Here is a 24,351-nt window from a genome sequence, read left to right as displayed (position 1 = left end):
AATGCAAATTCGGGGGTTTTGTTTTTTTAGCGCCCGCTCTGGCGAATTCCTTCCCCCTGGCAAACACTTACTGATGCGCTAAGCAGGCGACTTTCTCAGGGGGACAGGGTGAAAAATAACGAACTGAACGACCGGCGTCTACAGGCGACGCCGCGCGGCATCGGCGTGATGTGTAATTTTTATGCCGATAAAGCTGAAAACGCCACGGTGTGGGACGTGGAGGGTAATGAGTACATCGACTTCGCTGCGGGGATCGCGGTACTGAATACCGGCCATCGCCACCCCAAAGTCATTGCCGCCATCGAAAAGCAACTCCATGCCTTTACCCACACGGCCTACCAGATTGTGCCGTACGAAGGCTACGTGGCGCTTGCCGAACGTCTCAACGAACGCGTGCCCATTGAGGGCCCGGCGAAAACGGCGTTCTTCTCCACGGGGGCCGAGGCTGTCGAAAACGCCGTAAAAATTGCCCGCGCGTATACCAGGCGTCCTGGCCTTATCACCTTCGGTGGTGCATTCCACGGCCGCACCTTTATGACGATGGCTTTAACGGGGAAAGTGGCACCCTACAAACTGGGTTTTGGCCCGTTTCCCGGATCGGTTTACCACGCGCAATATCCTAATGAACTGCACGGCGTCAGCACGGCGGAAGCGTTAAAAAGCCTGGAACGCATCTTTAAAGCGGATATCGCACCCGACCAGGTCGCGGCTATTATTCTCGAGCCGGTTCAGGGGGAAGGTGGTTTCAACATTGCGCCTGCTGATTTTATGCAGGCCCTGCGCGCCCTGTGCGATACCCACGGCATTTTGCTGATTGCCGACGAGGTGCAAAGCGGCTTCGCCCGTACCGGCAAGCTGTTTTCGATGGAACACCACTGCGTGAAGCCCGATCTGATCACTATGGCGAAAAGCCTGGCGGGCGGGATGCCGCTTTCAGCGGTGTCGGGTAGGGCTGAGGTGATGGATGCACCTGCGCCTGGTGGGTTGGGCGGAACCTACGCCGGTAACCCGCTGGCGATTGCGGCGGCGCATGCCGTGCTGGACGTGATTGATGAAGAGGATCTCTGCACGCGCTCGGCGCACCTTGGTCATCACCTGGTGGAAGTGCTGAGCAAAGCGAAGGAACATTGCCCGTATATCGCTGACATTCGCGCGCAAGGCTCGATGGTGGCGGTGGAGTTTAACGACCCGCAATCAGGGCTCCCGTCGCCGGAATTCACCCGTCAGGTACAAGAACGCGCGTTGCAGGAAGGGCTACTTCTTCTGAGCTGCGGCGTCTACGGCAACGTTATTCGTTTCCTGTATCCGCTGACTATCCCTGAAGTGCAGTTCCGTAAAGCGCTGGACATCATCTCCGCGTCGCTGACACGTTAAAGACATATGCCCGGCGGAAATCTCTGCCGGGCTTATCATATATTCATTTCAAATTAGCTATTCCAAAATCATAAAAATGGGGTATGTTTTAGCAGAGTATGCTGAAAAAGCGCGAGTGGCATACCTATAACTGAAATAAAGCGCTACACAACAACATCACAATAATCGTAATAACCATAATAATGGGGAATCTCAGGATGAACATGAAGGGTAAAGCGTTACTGGCAGGATGTATCGCGTTGGCATTTAGCACGATGGCACAGGCAGATATTAAAGTGGCTGTCGTAGGAGCGATGTCCGGTCCGGTAGCACAGTATGGTGACCAGGAATTTACTGGCGCAGAACAGGCGGTTGCAGACATTAATGCCAAGGGCGGTATTAAGGGCGAAAAACTGCAGATCGTAAAATATGATGATGCCTGTGACCCGAAACAAGCGGTCGCGGTCGCGAACAAAGTGGTGAACGACGGGATCAAATACGTCATCGGTCACCTGTGCTCTTCCTCTACTCAGCCAGCGTCTGACATCTACGAAGACGAAGGCATTCTGATGATCACCCCGGCAGCGACGGCACCAGAGCTGACCTCTCGCGGCTACAAGCTGACCCTGCGCACCACCGGCCTGGACTCTGACCAGGGCCCAACTGCGGCGAAATACATCGTTGAAAAAGTGAAGCCGAAGCGCATTGCCATCGTTCATGACAAGCAGCAGTACGGTGAAGGTCTGGCGCGTTCCGTGCAGGACAACCTCAAGAAAGCGAATGCCGACGTAGTGTTCTTTGACGGTATTACTGCCGGTGAGAAAGACTTCTCCACCCTGGTGGCGCGTCTGAAGAAAGAGAATATTGATTTCGTTTACTACGGTGGTTACCACCCGGAAATGGGCCAGATCCTGCGCCAGGCGCGTGCTGCAGGCCTGAAAACCCAGTTCATGGGCCCGGAAGGCGTGGCGAACGTCTCTCTGTCTAACATCGCGGGTGAATCCGCTGAAGGCCTGCTGGTGACCAAACCGAAGAACTACGACCAGGTTCCGGCGAACAAACCAATCGTAGATGCCATCAAGGCGAAGAAACAGGATCCAAGCGGTGCGTTCGTGTGGACCACCTACGCTGCGCTGCAGTCGCTGCAGGCGGGCCTGAACCAGTCAGCCGATCCGGCAGAGATTGCCACCTGGCTGAAAGCGAATACTGTTGAGACCGTGATGGGGCCACTCTCCTGGGATGAGAAGGGCGACCTGAAGGGCTTCGAGTTCGGCGTGTTTGACTGGCATGCTAACGGCACGGCGACAGACGCCAAATAATTTTCCCGTCGCCTTTCGCGCCGCAGGTGCGTTGGCTGCGTTATTCAACCCCGGTCACTTACTTATGTAAGCTCCCGGGGATTTCATAACTTGCCGCCTTCCTGCAACACGAAATTCTTGGGAAAAGCCGCAAAAAGGCAACGTAAGTTGCCTTTTTTAATGTTTTCTCCCTCTCCCTGTGGGAGAGGGGCGGGGTGAGGGCATCAGGCAGCACAGATCATCTCTGGCGCTTCTCCCACCCATTCTCCTGCGCCGTAAACCCTAACGCCTGCATAAATGCCGCCATCACGCCACGGTCTTCCACGCCCACGTCGGCCATCCACCAGGAGGTCACGCTCGGGTTTTCGCGGATCACTTCTTCAATCAAATACTGCCCTACACCACGACGACGGGTGACGTCACGCACGCGCAGTGAATCCAGCGCCCCTTCGGTGCCGCTCAGAGTCACGCGAACCGCAGCCAGTAAACGTTCATTAAATCGCGCAGCATAAATGCGGTGAGTCTCGTCGACGTGCAGTGACGAAGGGGAATATTCCGGCCAGATCTTGCCCAGGTCGATATGATCCTGGTCGCTAAAGGTCACCAGACGAACGATTGTCAGTTTCATTAGCTTGTTGTCCAAATCAAATTGAGTAGGGGCAGTGTACTCAATTTATTCACTCAGCGGCTTCCTCTTTTTATTCTCATTAACCAGGTGATTAGTTTTTTGGCAGCGCGATGGGCAGTTTGAAAACACATGGATCGAAAAATAAGCAGAATTTTAACCTGAATGGTAGTGATTTATTCGGCGCTTTGTACCGTTATTTTATGCTGCAAACTGCACTTTTATTTGTTTATCTCTGCCTGATTTCAGAATATTATCTTTGCTTAATAGCCTGAAAAATAGAGATTTTAGTCTGGTTTTTGACAAAAACCTGCGCTAAACCATTAAAGGCACTGGTAAAAATAGCGTTGTGCATTAAAAGTACAGAATGCTTTTTAACCAGAATAAAACAAAATATAAACACGACATCACGAATGGGGATTCAGAGATGAGAAGGAACGCGAAAACGTTACTCGCGGGGATGGTTGCATTGTCGATTTCGCATGCGGCCATGGCGGAAGAGATTAAAGTTGCTGTAGTCGGTGCGATGTCCGGTCCTGTTGCCCAGTGGGGGGATATGGAGTTCAACGGTGCGCGCCAGGCCATCAAAGACATCAACGCCAAAGGCGGTATCAAAGGCGACAAACTGGTCGGTGTGGAATACGACGATGCCTGCGATCCCAAACAGGCCGTTGCGGTCGCCAACAAAATCGTCAACGACGGTATTCAGTATGTGATCGGCCACCTGTGCTCATCCTCCACCCAGCCTGCGTCTGATATCTACGAAGACGAAGGCATTCTGATGATCACCCCAGGTGCGACCAACCCGGAGCTGACCCAACGCGGCTATCAGCACATTATGCGTACCGCGGGTCTGGACTCCTCTCAGGGCCCAACCGCCGCCAAATACATCCTCGACACCGTTAAGCCACAGCGCATTGCCATTATTCATGACAAACAGCAGTACGGTGAAGGCCTGGCGCGTTCCGTTCAGGACGGCCTGAAAAAAGGCGGCGCGAATGTCGTCTTCTTCGATGGAATTACCGCCGGTGAGAAAGACTTCTCCGCGCTGATCGCCCGTCTGCAAAAAGAGAATATTGATTTCGTTTATTACGGTGGCTACTACCCGGAAATGGGCCAGATGCTGCGCCAGGCGCGGTCAGTAGGGCTGAAAACCCAGTTTATGGGGCCGGAAGGCGTGGGTAACGCCTCCCTGTCAAACATCGCGGGTGATGCCGCCGAAGGCATGCTGGTTACGATGCCAAAACGCTATGACCAGGATCCGGCCAACAAGGCTATCGTTGATGCGCTCAAGGCGCAGAAGAAGGATCCGAGTGGTCCATACGTCTGGATCACCTACGCGGCTGTACAGTCTCTGGCAACCGCACTGGATCGCTCCGGCAGCAAAGAACCGCTGGATCTGGTGAAAGATTTAAAAGCACACGGGGCGAACACCGTGATTGGGCCGCTGAACTGGGATGAGAAAGGCGATCTGAAGGGATTTGAGTTTGGTGTCTTTAAGTGGCACGCCGACGGTTCATCCTCGGCCGCCAAATAATTATCCCACCGCCCGGACTGACGGGCGGGTATAAAAAGGTTTGCATATGTCCGAGCAGTTTCTCTATTTCCTGCAGCAGATGTTTAACGGCGTCACGCTGGGAAGCACCTACGCGCTGATCGCCATCGGCTATACGATGGTTTACGGTATTATCGGCATGATTAACTTCGCCCACGGCGAGGTGTACATGATCGGTAGTTATGTCTCCTTTATGATCATCGCCGCGCTGATGATGATGGGTATCGACAGCAGCTGGCTGCTGGTCGCTGCCGGGTTTGTCGGCGCGATCGTGATTGCCAGTGCCTACGGCTGGAGCATCGAACGCGTGGCCTACAGGCCGGTGCGCAGCTCCAAGCGCCTGATTGCCCTGATCTCCGCCATCGGTATGTCAATCTTCCTGCAAAACTACGTCAGCCTGACCGAAGGCTCGCGCGACGTGGCGCTGCCAAGCTTGTTTAATGGCCAGTGGGTTGTCGGGGCGAGTGATAACTTCTCTGCGTCTATTACCACCATGCAGTTGGTTATCTGGATCGTGACCTTCATTGCGATGCTGGCGCTGACCTTGTTCATTCGTTATTCCCGCATGGGGCGCGCCTGTCGTGCCTGCGCGGAAGACCTGAAGATGGCGAGCCTGCTTGGCATTAACACGGACCGTGTGATTGCACTTACCTTCGTGATTGGTGCGGCAATGGCTGCCGTCGCAGGTGTGCTGCTTGGTCAGTTCTACGGTGTGATTAACCCGTACATCGGCTTTATGGCCGGGATGAAAGCCTTCACCGCAGCGGTGCTGGGTGGTATCGGCAGCATTCCGGGCGCGATGATTGGCGGTCTTATCCTCGGCGTGGCGGAAGCGCTCTCCTCGGCGTATCTGAGTACGGAATATAAAGATGTGGTGTCGTTTGCCCTGCTGATTCTGGTTCTGCTGGTAATGCCTACCGGTATTCTGGGTCGTCCGGAGGTAGAGAAAGTATGAAACCGATGCATTTTGCAATGGCGCTGCTCTCTGCCGCCATGTTCTTCGTGCTGGCGGGCGTCTTTATGGGCGTTCAGTTAGAGCTGAACGGTACTAAGCTGGTGGTGGACACCGCAGCAGACATCCGCTGGCAGTGGGTGTTTATCGGCACTGCCGTGGTGTTCCTGTTCCAGCTGCTGCGTCCGCTGTTCCAGAAGACGCTGAAAGGCGTTTCTGGCCCGAAATTCGTGCTGCCTGCGATTGATGGTTCAACTGTTAAACAGAAGCTGTTCCTCGTCGCCCTGCTGGTGGCGGCGGTGGCGTGGCCGTTCGTGGTGTCGCGCGGGACGGTAGACATTGCCACTCTGACCATGATCTACGTGATCCTCGGTCTCGGTCTGAACGTGGTCGTGGGTTTGTCAGGCCTGCTGGTGCTGGGCTACGGCGGCTTCTACGCCATCGGCGCCTACACTTTTGCGCTGTTGAACCACTATTACGGCCTCGGCTTCTGGACGTGTCTGCCGCTGGCGGGGTTGGTTTCTGCGGCTGCGGGCTTCCTGCTGGGCTTCCCGGTGCTGCGCCTGCGCGGTGACTACCTGGCGATCGTGACCTTAGGCTTTGGTGAAATCGTCCGTATCCTGCTGCTCAACAACACCGAAGTGACCGGTGGCCCGAACGGTATCAGCCAGATCCCGAAACCGACCTTCTTTGGTCTGGAATTCAGCCGTACCGCTCGTGAAGGCGGCTGGGATACCTTCAGCAACTTCTTTGGCGTGAAATACGACCCGTCTGACCGTGTCATCTGGCTCTACCTGGTGGCGCTGCTGCTGGTGGTGATTACCCTGTTCGTGATCAACCGTCTGCTGCGCATGCCGCTGGGCCGCGCGTGGGAAGCACTGCGTGAAGATGAGATCGCCTGCCGCTCCCTGGGCCTGAACCCGACCCGCATCAAGCTGACCGCGTTCACCATCAGTGCCGCGTTTGCCGGTTTTGCCGGAACGCTGTTTGCCGCGCGCCAGGGCTTTGTCAGCCCGGAATCCTTCACTTTTGCCGAATCTGCCTTTGTGCTGGCGATTGTGGTGCTCGGCGGGATGGGTTCGCAGTTCGCCGTTATCCTGGCGGCCATCCTGCTGGTGGTCTCACGTGAGCTGATGCGCGACTTTAACGAATACAGCATGCTGATGCTGGGTGGTTTAATGGTGCTGATGATGATCTGGCGTCCGCAGGGCTTGCTGCCGATGACCCGTCCACAGCTGAAGCTGAAGAACGGGCAAGCGAAAGGAGAGCAGGCATGAGTCAGCCATTATTATCCGTTAACGGTCTGATGATGCGTTTTGGCGGCCTGCTGGCGGTCAACAACGTGAATCTGGATCTGCACAAGAAAGAGATTGTCTCCCTGATTGGCCCGAACGGCGCGGGGAAAACCACGGTCTTCAACTGTTTGACCGGTTTCTACAAGCCGACGGGCGGCACCATTATGCTGCGCGACCAGCACCTTGAAGGCCTGCCCGGGCAACAGATCGCCCGTATGGGCGTGGTGCGTACTTTCCAGCACGTGCGTCTGTTCCGCGAGATGACGGTCATTGAGAACCTGCTGGTGGCGCAACATCAGCAGCTGAAAACCGGGCTTTTCTCTGGCCTGCTGAAAACCCCGGCCTTCCGTCGCGCGCAGGATGAAGCGCTGGATCGCGCTGCCACCTGGCTCGACCGCATCGGTCTGTTGCAGCACGCTAACCGTCAGGCTAGCAACCTGGCTTACGGCGACCAACGCCGTCTGGAGATTGTGCGTTGCATGGTGACGCAGCCGGAAATCCTGATGCTCGACGAACCTGCTGCTGGCCTCAACCCGAAAGAGACCAAAGAGCTGGACGAGCTGATTGCCGAGCTGCGCGATCATCACGACACCACCATCCTGCTGATTGAGCACGATATGAAGCTGGTGATGGGCATTTCTGACCGTATCTACGTGGTAAACCAGGGCACGCCGCTGGCAAACGGCACGCCGGAAGAGATCCGCAACAATCCGGACGTGATCCGCGCCTATTTAGGCGAAGCATAATGGGGGCGAGCCATAAGATGGAAAAAGCGATGTTAACGTTCGACAAGGTCAATGCGCACTACGGCAAGATTCAGGCGCTGCACGATGTCAGCCTTCATATCAATCAGGGGGAAATCGTCACCCTGATTGGGGCCAACGGCGCGGGCAAAACCACACTGCTCGGCACCCTGTGCGGTGACCCGCGCGCGACCAGCGGGCGAATTGTGTTTGATGGCAAAGACATTACCGACTGGCAGACCGCCAGAATCATGCGTGAAGCCGTGGCGATTGTGCCGGAAGGGCGCCGCGTGTTTTCCCGCATGACGGTGGAAGAGAACCTGGCGATGGGCGGGTTTTTCGCCCACCGCGATGAATACCAGACCCGTATCAAGTGGGTGTATGAACTCTTCCCGCGCCTGTGGGAACGCCGTATTCAGCGTGCGGGTACTATGTCCGGTGGTGAACAGCAGATGCTGGCGATTGGCCGTGCGCTGATGAGCCAGCCGCGATTGTTGCTACTCGATGAACCGTCGCTGGGGCTTGCGCCAATCATCATCCAGCAGATTTTCGACACCATCGAACAGTTGCGTAAAGAGGGGATGACCATCTTCCTCGTCGAGCAGAATGCTAACCAGGCGCTGAAGCTTGCAGACCGTGGCTACGTGCTGGAGAACGGCCGCGTGGTGCTTTCTGATACCGGAGACGCGCTGCTCGCGAACGAGGCGGTGCGGAGCGCTTATTTAGGCGGCTGAGCCGTCTTCATCGCCCGGTGGCGCTTACGCTTACCGGGCCTACAGGATCGAGTAGGCCGGGTAAGGCGTAGCCGCCACCCGGCTTTTTTTCACCCCCAACCCCCTTCACACAACCATCATCCCCCTGACGCCTGGCTGTCACTTATCTGTAAACAAACAGTTATTTTTCTGTCATTCGAGCATGTCATGTTACCTCGCGAGCATAAAACGCGTGATATCGCGCATCCGGCACAATAAGAGAGATGACAATGACATCGTTACGACACACAGCTTTGGGTCTGGCAATTGGTCTGGCTTTTGCGACGAACGCAATGGCAGTCACCACCATTCCGTTCTGGCATTCCATGGAAGGGGAGTTGGGTAAAGAAGTTGACTCCCTGGCACAGCGTTTCAACGACACCCATCCGGATTACAAAATTGTGCCGGTGTATAAAGGTAACTACGAGCAGAGCCTGAGCGCAGGTATTGCTGCTTTCCGTACCGGCAACGCGCCTGCGCTGTTACAGGTTTATGAAGTGGGTACCGCCACCATGATGGCCTCTAAAGCCATCAAACCGGTGTACGAAGTCTTTAAAGACGCGGGTATCAACTTCGACGAATCCCAGTTCGTACCGACCGTTTCCGGTTACTACACCGATTCCAAAACTGGCCACCTGCTGTCCCAGCCGTTTAACAGCTCCACCCCTGTGCTGTACTACAACAAAGACGCCTTCAAAAAAGCCGGTTTAGATCCAGAGCAGCCGCCAAAAACCTGGCAGGATCTGGCGGAGTACACCGCGAAGCTGAAAGCGGCAGGGATGAAGTGTGGTTATGCGAGCGGCTGGCAGGGCTGGATCCAGATTGAAAACTTCAGCGCCTGGCATGGCCTGCCGGTGGCGACCAAAAACAACGGTTTCGACGGCACTGACGCGGTCCTGGAGTTCAATAAGCCAGAGCAGGTGAAACACATTGCGCTGCTGGAAGAACTCAACAAGAAGGGCGATTTCAGCTACTACGGCCGTAAAGACGAATCCACCGAGAAGTTCTACAACGGCGATTGCGCTATTACTACCGCTTCTTCCGGCTCGCTGGCAGACATCCGTCATTACGCCAAATTCAACTACGGCGTGGGCATGATGCCTTACGACGCTGACGTGAAAGGCGCACCGCAGAACGCCATCATCGGCGGGGCAAGCCTGTGGGTGATGCAGGGCAAAGACAAAGGGACCTACAAAGGCGTAGCCGAATTCCTCGACTTCCTGGCAAAACCAGAAAATGCCGCCGAATGGCACCAGAAAACCGGCTACCTGCCAATCACCAAAGCCGCCTATGACCTGACCCGCGAGCAGGGCTTCTACAGCAAGAACCCGGGCGCGGACATCGCGACGCGCCAGATGCTGAACAAGCCGCCGTTGCCGTTCACCAAAGGCCTGCGTCTGGGCAACATGCCGCAGATCCGCACCATCGTCGATGAAGAACTGGAAAGCGTGTGGACCGGGAAGAAAACGCCACAGCAGGCGCTGGACTCTGCGGTAGAGCGCGGAAATCAGCTACTGCGCCGCTTTGAGCAGTCGACCAAATCGTAAAAAAATGCCCGGTGGCGCTGCGCTTACCGGGCCTACGACGTGCCCCATGTAGGCCGGGTAAGGCGTAGCCGCCACCCGGCATTGTTCAGGAACCAAATCTCAATGTCATCATCCCGTCCGGTGTTCCGGTCCCGCTGGCTGCCCTATCTGCTGGTCGCGCCACAGCTGGTCATCACCGTTATCTTCTTTATCTGGCCTGCAGGCGAAGCGCTGTGGTACTCGGTGCAAAGCGTCGATCCGTTCGGGCTTTCCAGCCAGTTTGTTGGCCTGGACAACTTCACCGCGCTGTTCCATGACAGCTACTACCTGGACTCCTTCTGGACGACGATGAAATTCAGCGCGCTGGTGACCGTCAGCGGTCTGGTTGCCTCGCTATTTTTCGCCGCGCTGGTGGATTACGTGGTGCGCGGCAGCCGCCTGTATCAGACCCTGATGCTGCTGCCTTACGCCGTAGCGCCCGCCGTCGCTGCCGTGTTGTGGATCTTCCTGTTTAACCCCGGGCGCGGGCTGATTACCCACTTCCTGGCAGAATTCGGCTACGACTGGAACCACGCACAGAACAGCGGCCAGGCGATGTTCCTGGTGGTATTCGCCTCGGTGTGGAAGCAGATCAGCTACAACTTCCTGTTCTTCTTTGCCGCGCTGCAGTCCATTCCGCGCTCGCTGGTGGAAGCTGCGGCAATTGACGGCGCAGGGCCCATTCGTCGTTTCTTCAGGCTGTCGCTGCCGCTGATCGCCCCGGTGAGTTTCTTCCTGCTGGTGGTCAACCTCGTGTACGCCTTCTTCGATACCTTCCCGGTGATCGACGCAGCGACCGCAGGCGGCCCGGTGCAGGCGACAACGACGCTTATCTATAAGATCTACCGCGAAGGTTTTGCTGGCCTGGATCTCTCAGCCTCCGCAGCGCAATCCGTCGTGCTGATGTTCCTTGTCATCATCCTCACGGTGGTGCAGTTCCGTTATGTCGAAAGTAAGGTGCGCTACCAATGATTGAGAACCGTCGCGGGCTGACGATTTTCAGCCATACCATGCTGATTTTAGGGATTATTGTCATCCTGTTCCCGCTGTACGTGGCCTTTGTCGCCGCCACGCTGGACACCAAAGCGGTGTTTGATACGCCGATGACGCTGATCCCGGGCGGTCATCTTTTCGAGAATATGTCGACCATCTGGACGCAGGGCGTGGGCGTTAACAGCGCGCCGTTCTGGTTGATGATGCTCAACAGCTTCATCATGGCGTTCGGTATCACGGTGGGCAAAATTACGGTGTCGATGCTCTCGGCCTTTGCCATCGTCTGGTTCCGCTTTCCGCTGCGCAACCTGTTCTTCTGGATGATCTTCATCACCCTGATGTTGCCGGTGGAGGTGCGTATCTTCCCGACGGTGGAGGTCATCGCCAATCTTGGGATGCTCGACAGCTATGCGGGCTTAACCCTGCCGTTGATGGCCTCGGCGACCGCCACTTTCCTGTTCCGCCAGTTCTTTATGACCCTGCCGGACGAGCTGATTGAAGCCGCGCGTATCGACGGCGCTTCACCGATGCGCTTCTTCCGCGACATCGTGCTGCCGCTGTCGAAAACCAACCTCGCGGCGCTGTTTGTGATCACCTTTATTTACGGCTGGAACCAGTACCTGTGGCCGCTGCTGATTATTCAGGATGTCAACCTCGGCACTGCCGTGGCGGGCATCAAAGGCATGATCGCCACTGGTGAAGGCACCACCCTCTGGAACCAGGTGATGGCGGCGATGCTGCTCACCCTTATCCCCCCGGTCGTTATCGTTTTAGCCATGCAGCGTGCGTTTGTGCGTGGTTTAGTGGACAGTGAGAAATAAGATGGCAGGTTTAAAACTTCAGGCAGTGACTAAAAGCTGGGATGGCAAAACCCAGGTTATTCAGCCGTTAACGCTCGACGTGGCGGACGGCGAATTTATCGTGATGGTCGGGCCGTCCGGCTGCGGTAAATCAACCTTGTTGCGCATGGTGGCGGGGCTTGAGCGCGTGACCTCCGGGGATATCTGGATTGACCGTCAGCGCGTCACCGAAATGGAGCCGAAAGACAGAGGCATCGCGATGGTGTTCCAGAACTACGCGCTCTATCCGCACATGAGTGTGGAAGAGAACATGGCCTGGGGGCTGAAAATCCGCGGAATGGGCAAAGGGCATATTGAGGAGCGCGTGAGAGAAGCGGCCCGCATTCTGGAGCTGGATGGCCTGCTGAAGCGCCGACCGCGTGAGCTTTCCGGCGGTCAGCGTCAGCGTGTGGCGATGGGGCGCGCGATTGTGCGTGACCCAGCGGTGTTCCTGTTTGATGAACCGCTCTCCAACCTCGACGCCAAGCTGCGTGTGCAGATGCGCCTGGAGCTACAGCAGCTGCATCGCCGCCTGAAAACCACCTCTTTGTACGTGACCCACGATCAGGTCGAAGCGATGACGCTCGCCCAGCGCGTGATGGTGATGAACAAGGGGATAGCTGAGCAGATCGGCACCCCGGTTGAAGTGTATGAAAAACCGGCCACTCGCTTTGTGGCGAGCTTTATCGGCAGCCCGGCAATGAACCTTCTGGAAGGGCGTATCAGCAGCGCGGGAACTCATTTTGAGCTGGAAAGCGGGATGGCATTGCCGATCAACTGGTACTATCGTGGCTACGCCGGGCGTAAAATGACGCTCGGTATCCGCCCGGAGCATATTGGTTTAACCTCTCAGGCGGAAGGCGGCGTACCGCTGGTGATGGATACGCTGGAGATGCTGGGCGCTGATAACCTGGCGCACGGACGTTGGGGCGAGCAAAAAATGGTGGTGCGTCTGGCGCATCAGGAACGCCCTAAAGCAGGCAGCACGCTATGGCTGCATCTGCCGGAAAATCACCTGCACTTATTTGACGGTGAAACAGGACAACGAGTATGAGCAACTGGCCTTATCCCCATATTGTCGCCCACCGTGGCGGCGGTAAACTGGCGCCGGAAAACACCCTGGCGGCAATTGATGTTGGCGCGCGTTACGGCCACACGATGATCGAGTTCGACGCCAAGCTGTCGAAAGACGGCGAAATTTTCCTGCTGCATGACGATAACCTCGAACGCACCAGCAACGGCTGGGGTGTGGCGGGTGAATTGCCGTGGCGCGATCTGCTGAAAGTGGATGCCGGAAGCTGGTACAGCGGTGAATTCAAAGGCGAGCCGCTGCCGCTGCTGGCGGAAGTGGCGGACCGCTGCCGTCAGCACGGGATGATGGCCAATATTGAAATCAAACCGACAACCGGCACCGGGCCGCTAACGGGCAAGGTCATCGCGCTGGCAGCGCGTGAGTTGTGGGAAGGAATGACCGCGCCGTTGCTCTCCTCGTTTGAAATTGACGCCCTGGAGGCGGCGCAGGCGGCCGTGCCGGAACTGCCGCGCGGGCTATTGCTGGACGAGTGGCGCGAAGACTGGCGCGAGCTGACTACCCGTTTAGCGTGTGTCTCTATTCATCTCAACCACAGGCTGCTGGATGAGGCGCGGGTGAAGATGTTGAAAGCGGCGGGTCTGCATATTCTGGTTTATACGGTCAACAAGCCCCAGCGCGCGGCCGAGCTGCTGCGCTGGGGTGTGGACAGTGTCTGTACCGATGCGATTGACCTGATCGGCCCGGACTTTAGTTCTGCGGATTAAGCATACTGCCGTTCGACTGTTGCGGCAGCATATGCTGCTGTCCGCTGCTCTGCATTGTTCCGTTGCCTAACATGCCACCGTTATGGTTGGGCAGCGGCTGTTCCCGTACCTGACCCTGCTGCACGCGCTGAGTGTTGGCGTTCATCTGATTTTGCAGGCTCTGCTGTTGCATCTGGGTCTGCGTTTTCAACTGCTGGTTAAGCATCCCTTTTTGCTGCTGCTGTTGGCTCATCATCTCCGTCTGCATACGCTGCTGGCTCGGAATGACATAACCCTGCTGGTTCGGATTGTTCATGGTATTCAGTGGCTGTGCGAGCGCGGTAAACGGTAACAGCGCGGTAAGAATCAGTAAGCGTTTCATTGTCATTTCCTCCTTTTGAGGCCTCTCTTAAGTTTACCCTGATTTCACCATGACGATGATTTTTTAGGAGTTGTGAACCAGGCTTAAGCGGGGAATATGGATCCCTTCACCTGGAGAACAATAATGATGAAACCAACATTTTTACGCTGGGTAGCGATCGCCGCGCTAATGGCAGGCGGCACATTTAGCGTGGCGGCCAACCCGCCAGCGGCACCGCCAGTCTCTTACGGCGTAGAGGAAGATGTTTTCCATCCCGTGCGGGCGACACATGGCATGGTGGCTTCGGTGGATGCGCTGGCAACAAAAGTGGGCGTCGATATTCTCAAGCAGGGCGGTAACGCGGTGGATGCGGCTGTTGCCGTCGGGTACGCGCTGGCGGTGACGCATCCGCAGGCGGGTAACCTGGGGGGCGGGGGGTTTATGATGCTGCGCACCAAAGACGGGAAAACCACGGCTATCGACTTCCGTGAAATGGCTCCCGGCAAGGCTTCCCGCGATATGTTCCTTGACGATCAGGGCAATCCGGACAGCAAAAAATCGCTGACCTCGCATCTCGCGTCCGGCACGCCGGGCACCGTGGCGGGTTTCTCGCTGGCGCTGGAAAAATACGGCACTCTGCCGCTGAACAAAGTCGTGCAGCCTGCCATCAAGCTGGCGCGGGATGGCTTTATTGTGAATGACGCCCTGGCCGACGATCTCAAAACCTACGGTAGTGAAGTCATTCCGAACCATGAAAACAGCAAGGCGATCTTCTGGAAAGACGGTGAGCCGCTGAAGAAGGGCGATAAGCTGGTGCAGAAGAACCTTGCCAAAAGCCTGGAGCTGATTGCGGAGCACGGCCCGGACGCCTTCTACAAAGGCGCGATTGCAGACCAGATTGCTGAAGAGATGCAAAAGAACGGCGGGCTCATCACCAAAGCGGATCTGGCAGAATACAAGGCGGTGCAGCGTGCGCCGATCAGTGGAACCTATCGCGGCTACGAAGTCTTTTCCATGCCACCGCCGTCCTCTGGTGGCATTCACATCGTGCAGATCCTCAACATTCTTGAAAACTTCGATATGCACAAATTCGGCTTCGGCAGTGCCGATGCCATGCAGGTGATGGCCGAGGCGGAAAAGCATGCCTACGCTGACCGTTCGGAATATCTCGGCGATCCGGACTTCGTGAAGGTGCCGTGGCAGGCGCTGACCAATAAGGCTTATGCCAAATCGATTGCAGAACAGATCGACATCAACAAGGCTAAGCCGTCGAGTGAGATCCGCCCGGGCAAGCTGGCACCGTACGAAAGCAACCAGACCACCCATTTCTCGGTGGTGGATAAAGACGGTAACGCGGTGGCGGTGACCTATACGCTGAATACCACCTTCGGCACCGGGATTGTGGCGGGCAATAGCGGCATTCTGCTGAATAACGAGATGGATGATTTCTCTGCCAAACCGGGTGTGCCGAACGTCTACGGGCTGGTCGGTGGTGATGCGAATGCGGTGGGGCCGAAGAAGCGTCCATTGTCTTCCATGTCGCCTACCATCGTGGTGAAAGACGGTAAAATCTGGCTGGTGACCGGTAGCCCGGGCGGCAGCCGCATTATCACGACTGTGCTGCAAATGGTCGTGAACAGTATCGACTTTGGGATGAACGTTGCCGAAGCGACCAATGCCCCGCGTTTCCACCATCAGTGGCTGCCGGATGAGCTGCGTGTCGAGAAGGGCTTTAGCCCGGATACGATCAAACTGCTGGAGCAGCGCGGACAGAAGGTGGCGGTGAAAGAGGCGATGGGGAGCACCCAGAGCATTATGGTCGGGCCGGATGGCGCACTGTTTGGGGCATCGGACCCGCGTTCGGTGGATGATTTAACGGCGGGGTATTGATTGTTCCCCTCACCCTAACCCTCTGCTCATAGGGGAGAGGGCCGGGGTGAGGGCAACAAACTACTTCATTCTCGCCATATAATACGCATCGACATACTCACCGTTGCGCAGCCCGTAACGTTTGCCGGTGCCTTCAATTTCGAACCCGTGCTTCTTGTAGACCGCAATGGCCGGTTCGTTGTCGACAAACACCGTCAGCTCAATACGATCAACCCGCAGCCAGTTGTCGCACATATCAATCATGGTGCGAAGCAGCGCGCTGGCAACGCCGCGGTTGTGCCACTGCGCCCCTACACAAATACCGAAATCAGCGACGTGGCTGCGGCGTGGCCGCTGTGCGACATCAATCGTGAGATGCCCGACGACGATATCATCAATGCAGGCAACTAACTGCTTAATCCCAGGCTGATCGCTTAGCCGCATCTGCCACATTTCCATAGAAGGATGAGGGACTTGTAGCGTGTTGTGGTACACCTCCGGCTGGGCGTGAATCTGACGAATAGCGTCATAATCTTTCGGTTCAGCGTGGCGTATCACTATCTCACTCATTCCTTCGTCCTCTGTGGGTTAATGTCCTCTTTAACATCAGTGACTTTAAAATTTGAGTCAACCGCTATTTTTTGCAAAAAGTATTGGACAACTGCGAATGAGAATGATTATTATTGTCCTGCATTCAGGAAGACCGCTACGGGAACCTGAAAGCACGACATTGCTCACATTGCTTTCAGTATTACTTTAGCCAGCTTTTAGCTGGCTTTTTTTTGTTATGGTAGATCTCAGTAACCTTCCAAAAGGACTGAGCCATGACACTACATTGCGCATTTATTGGATTTGGTAAAAGTACGACCCGCTATCACCTTCCGTATGTCCTTCATCGTAAAGATTCCTGGCATGTGGCCCATATCTACCGCCGCCGCGCGAAGCCAGAGGAGCAGTCTCCGCAGTATTCCCACATCCATTTCACCAGCGATCTGGACGAAATCCTTAACGATCCGCAGGTGAAACTGGTCGTTGTCTGTACTCATGCTGACAGCCATTTTGACTACGCGAAACGCGCCCTGGAAGCAGGCAAAAACGTGCTGGTGGAAAAACCGTTTACGCCGACCATCGCCGAAGCGAAGGCGTTGTTCGCACTGGCGAAAAGCAAAGGGCTGACCGTTACGCCATATCAAAACCGTCGCTTTGACAGCTGTTTCCTGACGGCGAAAAAAGCGATTGAGAGCGGTAAGCTCGGTGACATCGTCGAGATTGAAAGTCATTTTGACTACTATCGCCCGGTGGCAGAAACCCAACCTGGTCTGCCGCAGGATGGCGCATTCTATGGGCTGGGTGTACACACCATGGATCAGGTCATCTCCCTGTTTGGTCGCCCGGACCACGTGGCATATGACATCCGCAGCTTGCGTAACAAAGCCAACCCGGACGACACGTTTGAAGCGCAGCTGTTCTACGGCGACCTGAAAGCCATTGTCAAAACCAGCCATCTGGTGAAAATCGACTATCCGAAATTTATCGTTCACGGTACGAAAGGCTCGTTTATCAAATACGGTATTGACCAGCAGGAGACCAGCCTGAAGGCCAATATCATGCCAGGTGAACCGGGCTTTGCGGCGGATGATTCGGTTGGCGTGCTGGAATATGTGAAGGCGGATGGCACGACGGCCAGAGAAGAGCTGAAGCCCGAGGTGGGTGATTATGGCCGCGTGTACGATGCACTGTTTGCGACTATCCATAGCGGCGCGGCGAATTACGTCAAGGAATCTGACGTTCTGACTAACCTTGAAATCCTTGAACGGGCCTTTGAACAGGCTTCTCCTGCCACGGTAACCCTCGCGAAATAAGCAAAAATGGCTCCTCTGCGCTTGTTCATAATTTTTGAACAGAGGAGTCAATTTTCACCCTCTATGATCCCAGGCCATTTGCGTCCACACTTACTCCATCGAAACGAACTGAGGGTGAAAACAATGATCTACTTACGCAAAGCAAACGAACGTGGTCACGCGAATCATGGCTGGCTGGACTCATGGCATTCATTCTCGTTTGCCGACTACTACGACCCGAACTTCATGGGCTTCTCCGCACTGCGCGTGATTAACGACGACGTGATTGATGCAGGACAGGGCTTCGGCACTCACCCGCACAAAGACATGGAAATTCTGACCTATGTGCTGGAAGGCGCGGTTGAACACCAGGACAGCATGGGCAACAAAGAGCAGGTTCCTGCGGGCGAATTCCAGATTATGAGCGCGGGTACCGGGGTGCGTCACTCTGAGTACAACCCGAGCAAAACGGAAAAACTGCACCTGTATCAAATCTGGATTATTCCAGAAGAAACCGGCATCACGCCACGCTATGAGCAGCGCCGCTTCGACGCCAAACAGGGTAAACAGCTGGTGCTGTCCCCGGATGCGCGAGAAGGCTCCCTGAAGGTATATCAGGATATGGAACTGTATCGCTGGGCGCTGGCGAAAGACGAACAGTCTGTTCATCAGATTGCTGCTAACCGCCGCATCTGGATCCAAGTGGTGAAAGGTGAAGTCACCATCAACGGTACTAAAGCAACAACGGCTGATGGCCTGGCCATCTGGGACGAGCAGGCGATCTCCGTACACGCTGACAGCGAGAGTGAAATTCTGCTGTTTGACCTGCCTCCGGTGTAATAAATCATAAATAAATGCCCAACCTTCCCTCTGACAGGGGAAGGTTGGGCTTTGTCCGTGATAAACTGAGCAAATCTCTCACTTCAAGATTTCTCAGGACGATGAAAAAGAAACGCCCCGTACTTCAGGATGTCGCTGACCGCGTTGGTGTGACCAAAATGACGGTCAGCCGCTTTTTACGTAACCCGGAGCAGGTTTCCGTGGCGCTGCGTGGCAAGATTGCCGCGGCTCTTGATGAACTGGGTTATATCCCTAACCGCGCACCCGATATTCTCTCCAATGCGACCAGTCGTGCGGTGGGCGTCCTGCTTCCCTCTTTAACCAACCAGGTTTTCGCCGAAGTGCTGCGCGGAATTGAAAGTGTGACCGATGCGTTTGGTTATCAGACCATGCTTGCGCACTATGGTTACAAGCCGGAGCTGGAAGAGGAACGTCTTGAGTCCATGCTTTCCTGGAACATCGACGGCCTGATCTTAACGGAACGTACCCACACGCCGCGCACGCTGAAGATGATCGAAGTGGCGGGCATTCCGGTGGTGGAGCTAATGGACAGCCAGTCCCCATGCCTCGATATCGCCGTGGGTTTTGATAACTTCGAAGCGGCACGTCAGATGACGGCGGCGATTATCGCGCGCGGTCATCGTCACATTGCCTATCTGGGAGCGCGTCTTGATGAACGTACTATCATCAAACAGAAGGGATACGAGCAGGCGATGCTCGACGCGAACTTAATCCCGTATAGCGTGATGGTGGAGCAGTCCTCTTCCTATACGTCGGGTATTGAGCTGATGCGTCAGGCGCGGCGTGAGTATCCGCAACTGGACGGTATTTTCTGTACCAACGATGACCTTGCTGTCGGTGCAGCGTTCGAATGTCAGCGTCTGGGACTTTCCATCCCGCGTGATATGGCGATTGCCGGTTTCCACGGCCACGATATCGGCCAGGTCATGGAGCCTCGTCTGGCGAGCGTTCTGACACCGCGTGAACGTATGGGGCGTATTGGCGCAGAACGCCTGCTGGCGCGCATTCGTGGCGAGACGGTTACCCCTAAAATGTTAGATTTAGGTTTCACCTTGTCACCGGGTGGATCTATTTGAGCTGACAAATTTGAGCTAGCTCACACTTATTCACTTCTCGCACGTTTGGATATTGCTTCTCTTTTGCCCCGGCAGGACAATGTTACCGATAACTGTTACCCGTAACAATTGACTGAGGGACACCCTTTGAGCACGACTAATCATGATCACCACGTCTACGTCCTGATGGGCGTTTCCGGTAGCGGGAAATCAGCCGTGGCCAGCGAAGTGGCGCATCAACTCCAGGCTGCGTTTCTTGATGGTGACTTCCTCCATCCGCGCAGCAATATCATGAAAATGGCCTCCGGCGAGCCGCTGAACGACGACGACCGCAAACCGTGGTTGCAGGCGCTGAATGACGCCGCGTTCGCGATGCAGCGCACCAACAAAGTTTCCCTTATCGTTTGCTCCGCGCTGAAGAAAACCTACCGTGACCTGCTGCGTGACGGCAACCCGAACCTCTCTTTCATCTACCTGAAAGGGGATTTTGAGGTGATTGAAAGCCGTCTGAAGGCGCGCAAAGGTCACTTCTTCAAGACTCAGATGCTGGTGACGCAGTTCGAAGCGCTGCAGGAACCGGGTGAAGATGAGAAAGATGTCTTAGTGGTTGATATCGATCAGTCACTGGAAGGTGTTGTTGCCAGCACCATCGAGGTCATTAATAAAAGGCAGTAAGTTTTGAGTACATTAACGCTTGTTTTGACAGCAGTGGGTTCCGTGTTGCTGCTGCTGTTTTTAGTGATGAAGGCGCGTATGCACGCTTTCGTTGCTTTGATGGTGGTTTCTATTGGTGCAGGTCTCTTTTCCGGGATGCCGCTCGACAAAATCGCAGCGACCATGGAAAAAGGGATGGGCGGTACGCTGGGCTTCCTGGCGATTGTCGTCGCGCTTGGGGCGATGTTTGGCAAGATTTTACATGAGACAGGCGCTGTTGATCAGATAGCCGTCAAGATGCTGAAATCCTTCGGACATAACCGTGCGCATTATGCGATTGGTCTGGCCGGTCTGATTTGTGCCCTGCCGCTGTTCTTTGAAGTGGCGGTTGTGTTGCTGATTAGCGTGGCGTTCTCTATGGCGCGCCACACCGGGACTAACCTCGTGAAGCTGGTTATCCCACTGTTTGCGGGCGTGGCAGCGGCAGCGGCGTTCCTGCTGCCCGGGCCAGCGCCGATGCTGCTGGCATCTCAGATGCACGCTGATTTCGGCTGGATGATCCTGATTGGTCTGTGTGCGGCGATCCCGGGGATGATTATTGCCGGTCCGCTGTGGGGCAACTTCATCAGCCGTTACGTTGAACTGCACATTCCGGATGACATCACCGAGCCGCACCTCGGCGAAGGTAAAATGCCATCCTTCGGCTTCAGTCTGTCACTGATCCTGCTCCCGCTGGTGCTCGTTGGGCTGAAAACCATTGCCGCGCGCTTTGTGCCGGTAGGTTCCAGCGCGTACGAATGGTTTGAGTTTATTGGCCATCCGTTCACGGCGATCCTGGTGGCGTGTCTGGTGGCGATTTATGGCCTGGCGATGCGCCAGGGGATGCCGAAAGACCGGGTCATGGAGATTTGCGGCGCAGCGCTGCAACCGGCTGGCATTATTCTGCTGGTGATCGGTGCGGGTGGGGTGTTCAAGCAGGTACTGGTGGATTCCGGCGTGGGTCCCGCTCTGGGTGAAGCGCTGACCGGAATGGGCTTGCCGATAGCCGTGACCTGCTTCGTGCTGGCGGCTGCGGTGCGTATCATTCAGGGTTCTGCGACCGTCGCGTGTTTAACCGCCGTGGGTCTGGTGATGCCGGTGATTGAACAGCTGCATTACTCCGGTGCGCAAATGGCTGCGCTGTCTATCTGTATTGCGGGCGGGTCTATCGTGGTTTCTCACGTGAATGACGCAGGCTTCTGGCTGTTCGGTAAATTTACCGGTGCCACCGAGGCGCAGACGCTGAAAACCTGGACGCTGATGGAAACCATCCTCGGTACGACAGGCGCAATTGTCGGGATGATTGCCTTTACGCTGCTGAGCTAAATGCGGTGATTTGCCAAGGCTAAAAATAAGGCCCGGTAGCGTTAGCGCTTACCGGGCCTTAATCATTCTGCGAATGACAGGCCGGGAAGAGTGAAAACTCCGCCCGGCTTTTTATTATCACTCGCCCTGCGTTGAACTCTCAATCGTCAGACGCACATCAGACGTAATCAGTTCAGCCAGCATCTGGTAGACCTTCAGCGTCTCTTCCGGTTCGGCATCGCCCGTATCACTGATAAAGCCTTCATCACGCAGCGTCAGAACCAGTGAACTGAAGACCGCTTTGTCGAAGAATTCAGGAGCGTTAATACCGTGCAGAACGGACAGGCGCTGTGCCAGCGTCCGGCTCTCTTTCTCCAGCGTTCCACGGTTGATAGACGGGTTCGCACTGAGCAACCAGAATGTAATGGCATAACGCTGCAGCGTTTCACGCGCACCGGCCGCCAGCAGTTGCAGGGTACGGGAACGTGACGGATTGATATGCAGCTCGTCGTTCACAACAGTGATCAGCCCCTGACGACGCAGTTCTTCCGTCAGTTTATCCAGCTCGCCAGCCAGTTCATCCTTGCTCCAGCGCAGGAACAGCTCCGCTTTCAGCATCGGGTAGAGCGTGTCAACGTGACGCAATAGCTCCTGGCGTGAAATACGACGATGCTGGGTGATGATTGCTGCCATGAGTGACGGCAGCATCAGCATATGGGCGATATTGTTGCGATAGTACGTCATCAGTACGGCCTGCTCGCGCGGCAGAATGATGATGTCGCCGATCGTGTCCTTTTCGACTTCGAACTTGTTCATCTGCAACGCGTGATCGATAAGCTCACTGGCGCTCGCAGAAGGTACCGTCGAGTCAACCGAGTACGGGACGTTGCGCATCATATCGAGATAACAATCGAGCTGCTCTGTCAGCTGTTCGCGAGTCAGTGAGCGCTGGCGAGACGCCAGAAGCGCCGTGCAACACAGGTTCATGGCGTTAGCCGCACCGGCGTTGTTAATACGCACCATCAGCTCATACGCGATGCCGTTGACCGTTGGCGTCAGCCAGGCCGGACGCACCGCTTCGATAGGATCGATGGACTCGCGCCACTCCGGAACGTGATGGTTCAGGTACGTCATCAGCGGCATCGGCTCGCCGAAGTTCACGTAGCCCTGACCGAGATTGCGCAGCTTGCTCAAGCCGCGCAGCATTTGCGGCAGGCTCTCTTTCTCTTTAGTCGCGCCACGCAGCTCTTTAGCGTAAGTCCCCACCTCCATCACATGCTCATAGCCGATGTAGATTGGCACCAGCGTGATTGGACGAGTTCCTCCGCGCAGCATGGCCTGAATGGTCATGGACAGCGTGCCGGTCTTCGGATCGAGCAGACGGCCGGTACGGGAGCGACCACCTTCCACAAAGTACTCAACGGAATATCCGCGGCTGAACAACTCACCCAGATACTCGCGGAACACCGTGGAGTAGAGCTTATTGCCCTTGAAGGTACGGCGAATAAAGAAGGCGCCCAGTCGACGGAAAATCGGGCCAGCTGGCCAGAAATTCAGGTTAATACCGGCCGCGATATGCGGCGGTACCAGCCCCTGGTGATAAAGCACATAGGAGAGAAGCAGGTAGTCCATGTGGCTGCGGTGGCAGGGGACATAGACAATTTCATGGCCATCATGCGCCAGTTGGCGTACACGCTCGGCGTTATGGACGTTGATGCCCTGATAGAGACGGTTCCAGGTAAAGCTGAGAATGCGATCGGACAGACGAATCATCTCGTAAGAGAAGTTCGCTGCAATCTCTTCCATCAGTGCAATGGCGTTCTGCTGGGCTTTCTCATGTGAAATCTTCTTGCTGCGCGCTTCGTCTTCGACGGCACGGGCAATCGCTTTGGAGGCCAACAGCTTGTTGAACAGATCCTGACGCGCCGGGAGACGCGGCCCAACGGCAGCGAGGCGCTGACGGGCGAAGTGCATTCGCGCTACGCGCGCCAGTTTTTGCGCGATGATCTTGTCGGTGCCATGCTCGTCCGCCATTCGACGCAGCGAAACGGAAGGGGAGAAACGCACAAAGCTGTCGCGTCCCAGCCAGGAGACTGCGAAGAACTTCTGGATGCCGTTAAGCATGCGCAGCGGTGGATTCTCTTCACCTTTTTCACGACCCGGGCGACGACCAAACATCACCGATACTGGCACCATCTGCACATCCAGATCAGGATTGCTGCGGTGCAGGTCGAGATAGTCATGGAACAGCTTGATGGACTCTTCTTTTGGCGTGTAATAGGTAAACACGCGCGGTCCACCGTGAATGAACACGTAGCGCGGCAGCAGAGTACCGTCAACTTCTAGCGGTTCAAGCGGGTCAGGTAAGTCATGCGCCAGGCACTGGGCGCGAAGCGTCAGTAAGTCTGCCTTCGAGTTATAAGGCAAAACGTACATAATGGGGCGCGACGTATCGAGCCCCAATTCCAGCGCGGGTTCTGCTGGGATAGACTTGCTTTTTACCAGGATGCTTAATGGTAAATTAAGTAATTTGTAGTAAATTCGTGGCCAGCCGGACATAAACGATGTAAAGCCTCTGGTTAATAATGCAATTGCGGCGCAAGGATAACAGAAAGCGCGC

Annotated in this window: 22 protein-coding genes; 18 read left to right on the top strand and 4 right to left on the bottom strand. The window is 55.7% G+C overall.

All coding sequences use genetic code 11. The features are described from left to right. The first annotated feature begins 108 nt into the window (after nucleotides 1-108). The gene (locus AC0XWG_RS05550) at nucleotides 109-1,374 is read left to right on the top strand and encodes a 4-aminobutyrate--2-oxoglutarate transaminase (RefSeq protein ID WP_128348330.1); all 1,266 of its coding nucleotides are present in this window, start codon (nucleotides 109-111) and stop codon (nucleotides 1,372-1,374) included. Nucleotides 1,375-1,571: 197 nt separating this feature from the next. Continuing rightward, entirely contained in the window at nucleotides 1,572-2,672 is a 1,101-nt protein-coding gene (gene livJ, locus AC0XWG_RS05545) for a branched chain amino acid ABC transporter substrate-binding protein LivJ (protein ID WP_152546598.1), read from the top strand. 217 nt (nucleotides 2,673-2,889) lie between these two features. Here livJ and panM read toward each other — a convergent pair whose 3' ends face one another. Continuing rightward, on the bottom strand, nucleotides 2,890-3,279 hold the full coding sequence (gene panM / locus AC0XWG_RS05540) for an aspartate 1-decarboxylase autocleavage activator PanM (protein WP_028017956.1): 390 nt from the start codon (nucleotides 3,277-3,279) through the stop codon (nucleotides 2,890-2,892). Nucleotides 3,280-3,703: 424 nt separating this feature from the next. On the opposite strand from panM, the gene livK reads away from it, so the two are divergent. The 10 genes from livK (at nucleotide 3,704) to ugpQ (ending at nucleotide 13,767) form a co-directional block, all read left to right on the top strand. Next, the gene (livK, locus tag AC0XWG_RS05535; RefSeq protein WP_028017955.1) at nucleotides 3,704-4,813 is read left to right on the top strand and encodes a high-affinity branched-chain amino acid ABC transporter substrate-binding protein LivK; all 1,110 of its coding nucleotides are present in this window, start codon (nucleotides 3,704-3,706) and stop codon (nucleotides 4,811-4,813) included. Nucleotides 4,814-4,859: 46 nt separating this feature from the next. Next, nucleotides 4,860-5,786, top strand: coding sequence for a high-affinity branched-chain amino acid ABC transporter permease LivH (livH, locus tag AC0XWG_RS05530; RefSeq protein WP_028017954.1), 927 nt, complete (start codon nucleotides 4,860-4,862; stop codon nucleotides 5,784-5,786). Next, nucleotides 5,783-7,060 (top strand): branched chain amino acid ABC transporter permease LivM, encoded by a 1,278-nt coding sequence (gene livM / locus AC0XWG_RS05525; RefSeq protein WP_013099130.1) that lies wholly within the window; start codon nucleotides 5,783-5,785, stop codon nucleotides 7,058-7,060. Before livH ends, livM begins: the two co-directional genes overlap by 4 nt. Beyond that, nucleotides 7,057-7,824, top strand: a complete 768-nt coding sequence (gene livG, locus AC0XWG_RS05520; protein WP_008500101.1) for a high-affinity branched-chain amino acid ABC transporter ATP-binding protein LivG — start codon at nucleotides 7,057-7,059, stop codon at nucleotides 7,822-7,824. Before livM ends, livG begins: the two co-directional genes overlap by 4 nt. Nucleotides 7,825-7,841: 17 nt before the next feature. Then, entirely contained in the window at nucleotides 7,842-8,555 is a 714-nt protein-coding gene (gene livF, locus AC0XWG_RS05515) for a high-affinity branched-chain amino acid ABC transporter ATP-binding protein LivF (RefSeq protein ID WP_022651964.1), read from the top strand. Nucleotides 8,556-8,803: 248 nt separating this feature from the next. Further along, nucleotides 8,804-10,120 carry a sn-glycerol-3-phosphate ABC transporter substrate-binding protein UgpB gene (gene ugpB, locus AC0XWG_RS05510; RefSeq protein ID WP_134708606.1) on the top strand — a complete coding sequence of 439 codons (1,317 nt, stop codon included), beginning with the start codon at nucleotides 8,804-8,806 and terminating at the stop codon, nucleotides 10,118-10,120. Nucleotides 10,121-10,222: 102 nt separating this feature from the next. After that, nucleotides 10,223-11,110 (top strand): sn-glycerol-3-phosphate ABC transporter permease UgpA, encoded by an 888-nt coding sequence (ugpA, locus tag AC0XWG_RS05505; RefSeq protein ID WP_023618241.1) that lies wholly within the window; start codon nucleotides 10,223-10,225, stop codon nucleotides 11,108-11,110. Next, the gene (gene ugpE, locus AC0XWG_RS05500; protein ID WP_028017952.1) at nucleotides 11,107-11,952 is read left to right on the top strand and encodes a sn-glycerol-3-phosphate ABC transporter permease UgpE; all 846 of its coding nucleotides are present in this window, start codon (nucleotides 11,107-11,109) and stop codon (nucleotides 11,950-11,952) included. The genes ugpA and ugpE overlap by 4 nt, the downstream gene beginning before the upstream one ends. 1 nt (nucleotide 11,953) lies before the next feature. Beyond that, nucleotides 11,954-13,024: a sn-glycerol-3-phosphate import ATP-binding protein UgpC gene (locus AC0XWG_RS05495; RefSeq protein WP_028017951.1), complete on the top strand. Its 1,071-nt coding sequence runs from the start codon at nucleotides 11,954-11,956 to the stop codon at nucleotides 13,022-13,024. Continuing rightward, nucleotides 13,021-13,767 (top strand): glycerophosphodiester phosphodiesterase, encoded by a 747-nt coding sequence (ugpQ, locus tag AC0XWG_RS05490; RefSeq protein WP_128348328.1) that lies wholly within the window; start codon nucleotides 13,021-13,023, stop codon nucleotides 13,765-13,767. The genes AC0XWG_RS05495 and ugpQ overlap by 4 nt, the downstream gene beginning before the upstream one ends. On the opposite strand, the gene AC0XWG_RS05485 is transcribed toward ugpQ, so the two are convergent. Beyond that, nucleotides 13,751-14,128, bottom strand: a complete 378-nt coding sequence (locus AC0XWG_RS05485) for a DUF2756 family protein (RefSeq protein WP_108089399.1) — start codon at nucleotides 14,126-14,128, stop codon at nucleotides 13,751-13,753. The two genes, ugpQ and AC0XWG_RS05485, sit on opposite strands and share 17 nt — an antisense overlap. 123 nt (nucleotides 14,129-14,251) lie before the next feature. On the opposite strand from AC0XWG_RS05485, the gene ggt reads away from it, so the two are divergent. Next, entirely contained in the window at nucleotides 14,252-15,997 is a 1,746-nt protein-coding gene (ggt, locus tag AC0XWG_RS05480) for a gamma-glutamyltransferase (RefSeq protein ID WP_206616253.1), read from the top strand. A gap of 60 nt (nucleotides 15,998-16,057) precedes the next feature. On the opposite strand, the gene yhhY is transcribed toward ggt, so the two are convergent. Beyond that, nucleotides 16,058-16,546, bottom strand: a complete 489-nt coding sequence (yhhY, locus tag AC0XWG_RS05475; RefSeq protein ID WP_128348327.1) for an N-acetyltransferase — start codon at nucleotides 16,544-16,546, stop codon at nucleotides 16,058-16,060. A gap of 254 nt (nucleotides 16,547-16,800) precedes the next feature. Between yhhY and AC0XWG_RS05470 the strand changes: the two genes are divergently transcribed. From AC0XWG_RS05470 to gntU, 5 genes are all read left to right on the top strand, one after another. After that, nucleotides 16,801-17,838, top strand: coding sequence for an oxidoreductase (locus tag AC0XWG_RS05470; RefSeq protein WP_028017946.1), 1,038 nt, complete (start codon nucleotides 16,801-16,803; stop codon nucleotides 17,836-17,838). A 123-nt stretch (nucleotides 17,839-17,961) separates the two neighbouring features. Then, on the top strand, nucleotides 17,962-18,657 hold the full coding sequence (locus AC0XWG_RS05465; RefSeq protein WP_108089401.1) for a pirin family protein: 696 nt from the start codon (nucleotides 17,962-17,964) through the stop codon (nucleotides 18,655-18,657). 101 nt (nucleotides 18,658-18,758) lie between these two features. After that, on the top strand, nucleotides 18,759-19,754 hold the full coding sequence (gene gntR, locus AC0XWG_RS05460) for a gluconate operon transcriptional repressor GntR (protein WP_028017944.1): 996 nt from the start codon (nucleotides 18,759-18,761) through the stop codon (nucleotides 19,752-19,754). Between the two features lie 126 nt (nucleotides 19,755-19,880). Next, complete coding sequence (gene gntK, locus AC0XWG_RS05455) at nucleotides 19,881-20,408, top strand: gluconokinase (protein WP_008503362.1); 528 nt, start codon at nucleotides 19,881-19,883, stop codon at nucleotides 20,406-20,408. Nucleotides 20,409-20,411: 3 nt separating this feature from the next. After that, nucleotides 20,412-21,752 (top strand): gluconate transporter, encoded by a 1,341-nt coding sequence (gntU, locus tag AC0XWG_RS05450; RefSeq protein WP_049007738.1) that lies wholly within the window; start codon nucleotides 20,412-20,414, stop codon nucleotides 21,750-21,752. 117 nt (nucleotides 21,753-21,869) lie between these two features. On the opposite strand, the gene plsB is transcribed toward gntU, so the two are convergent. Then, complete coding sequence (gene plsB, locus AC0XWG_RS05445) at nucleotides 21,870-24,290, bottom strand: glycerol-3-phosphate 1-O-acyltransferase PlsB (protein WP_475680439.1); 2,421 nt, start codon at nucleotides 24,288-24,290, stop codon at nucleotides 21,870-21,872. Between the last annotated feature and the right edge of the window lie 61 nt (nucleotides 24,291-24,351).

Source organism: Enterobacter sp. DVT3837 (assembly GCF_056238685.1).
This window is presented reverse-complemented; position numbering and strand designations above follow the sequence as displayed.

Excerpts from the sequence above, each read along its gene's own strand:
- livJ (WP_152546598.1), top strand. The coding sequence starts at position 1,572 with ATGAACATGAAGGGTAAAGCGTTACTGGCAGGATGTATCGCGTTGGCA.
- panM (WP_028017956.1), bottom strand. The coding sequence starts at position 3,279 with ATGAAACTGACAATCGTTCGTCTGGTGACCTTTAGCGACCAGGATCAT.
- livK (WP_028017955.1), top strand. The coding sequence starts at position 3,704 with ATGAGAAGGAACGCGAAAACGTTACTCGCGGGGATGGTTGCATTGTCG.
- livH (WP_028017954.1), top strand. The coding sequence starts at position 4,860 with ATGTCCGAGCAGTTTCTCTATTTCCTGCAGCAGATGTTTAACGGCGTC.
- livM (WP_013099130.1), top strand. The coding sequence starts at position 5,783 with ATGAAACCGATGCATTTTGCAATGGCGCTGCTCTCTGCCGCCATGTTC.
- livG (WP_008500101.1), top strand. The coding sequence starts at position 7,057 with ATGAGTCAGCCATTATTATCCGTTAACGGTCTGATGATGCGTTTTGGC.
- livF (WP_022651964.1), top strand. The coding sequence starts at position 7,842 with ATGGAAAAAGCGATGTTAACGTTCGACAAGGTCAATGCGCACTACGGC.
- ugpB (WP_134708606.1), top strand. The coding sequence starts at position 8,804 with ATGACATCGTTACGACACACAGCTTTGGGTCTGGCAATTGGTCTGGCT.
- ugpA (WP_023618241.1), top strand. The coding sequence starts at position 10,223 with ATGTCATCATCCCGTCCGGTGTTCCGGTCCCGCTGGCTGCCCTATCTG.
- ugpE (WP_028017952.1), top strand. The coding sequence starts at position 11,107 with ATGATTGAGAACCGTCGCGGGCTGACGATTTTCAGCCATACCATGCTG.
- AC0XWG_RS05495 (WP_028017951.1), top strand. The coding sequence starts at position 11,954 with ATGGCAGGTTTAAAACTTCAGGCAGTGACTAAAAGCTGGGATGGCAAA.
- ugpQ (WP_128348328.1), top strand. The coding sequence starts at position 13,021 with ATGAGCAACTGGCCTTATCCCCATATTGTCGCCCACCGTGGCGGCGGT.
- AC0XWG_RS05485 (WP_108089399.1), bottom strand. The coding sequence starts at position 14,128 with ATGAAACGCTTACTGATTCTTACCGCGCTGTTACCGTTTACCGCGCTC.
- ggt (WP_206616253.1), top strand. The coding sequence starts at position 14,252 with ATGATGAAACCAACATTTTTACGCTGGGTAGCGATCGCCGCGCTAATG.
- yhhY (WP_128348327.1), bottom strand. The coding sequence starts at position 16,546 with ATGAGTGAGATAGTGATACGCCACGCTGAACCGAAAGATTATGACGCT.
- AC0XWG_RS05470 (WP_028017946.1), top strand. The coding sequence starts at position 16,801 with ATGACACTACATTGCGCATTTATTGGATTTGGTAAAAGTACGACCCGC.
- AC0XWG_RS05465 (WP_108089401.1), top strand. The coding sequence starts at position 17,962 with ATGATCTACTTACGCAAAGCAAACGAACGTGGTCACGCGAATCATGGC.
- gntR (WP_028017944.1), top strand. The coding sequence starts at position 18,759 with ATGAAAAAGAAACGCCCCGTACTTCAGGATGTCGCTGACCGCGTTGGT.
- plsB (WP_475680439.1), bottom strand. The coding sequence starts at position 24,290 with ATGTCCGGCTGGCCACGAATTTACTACAAATTACTTAATTTACCATTA.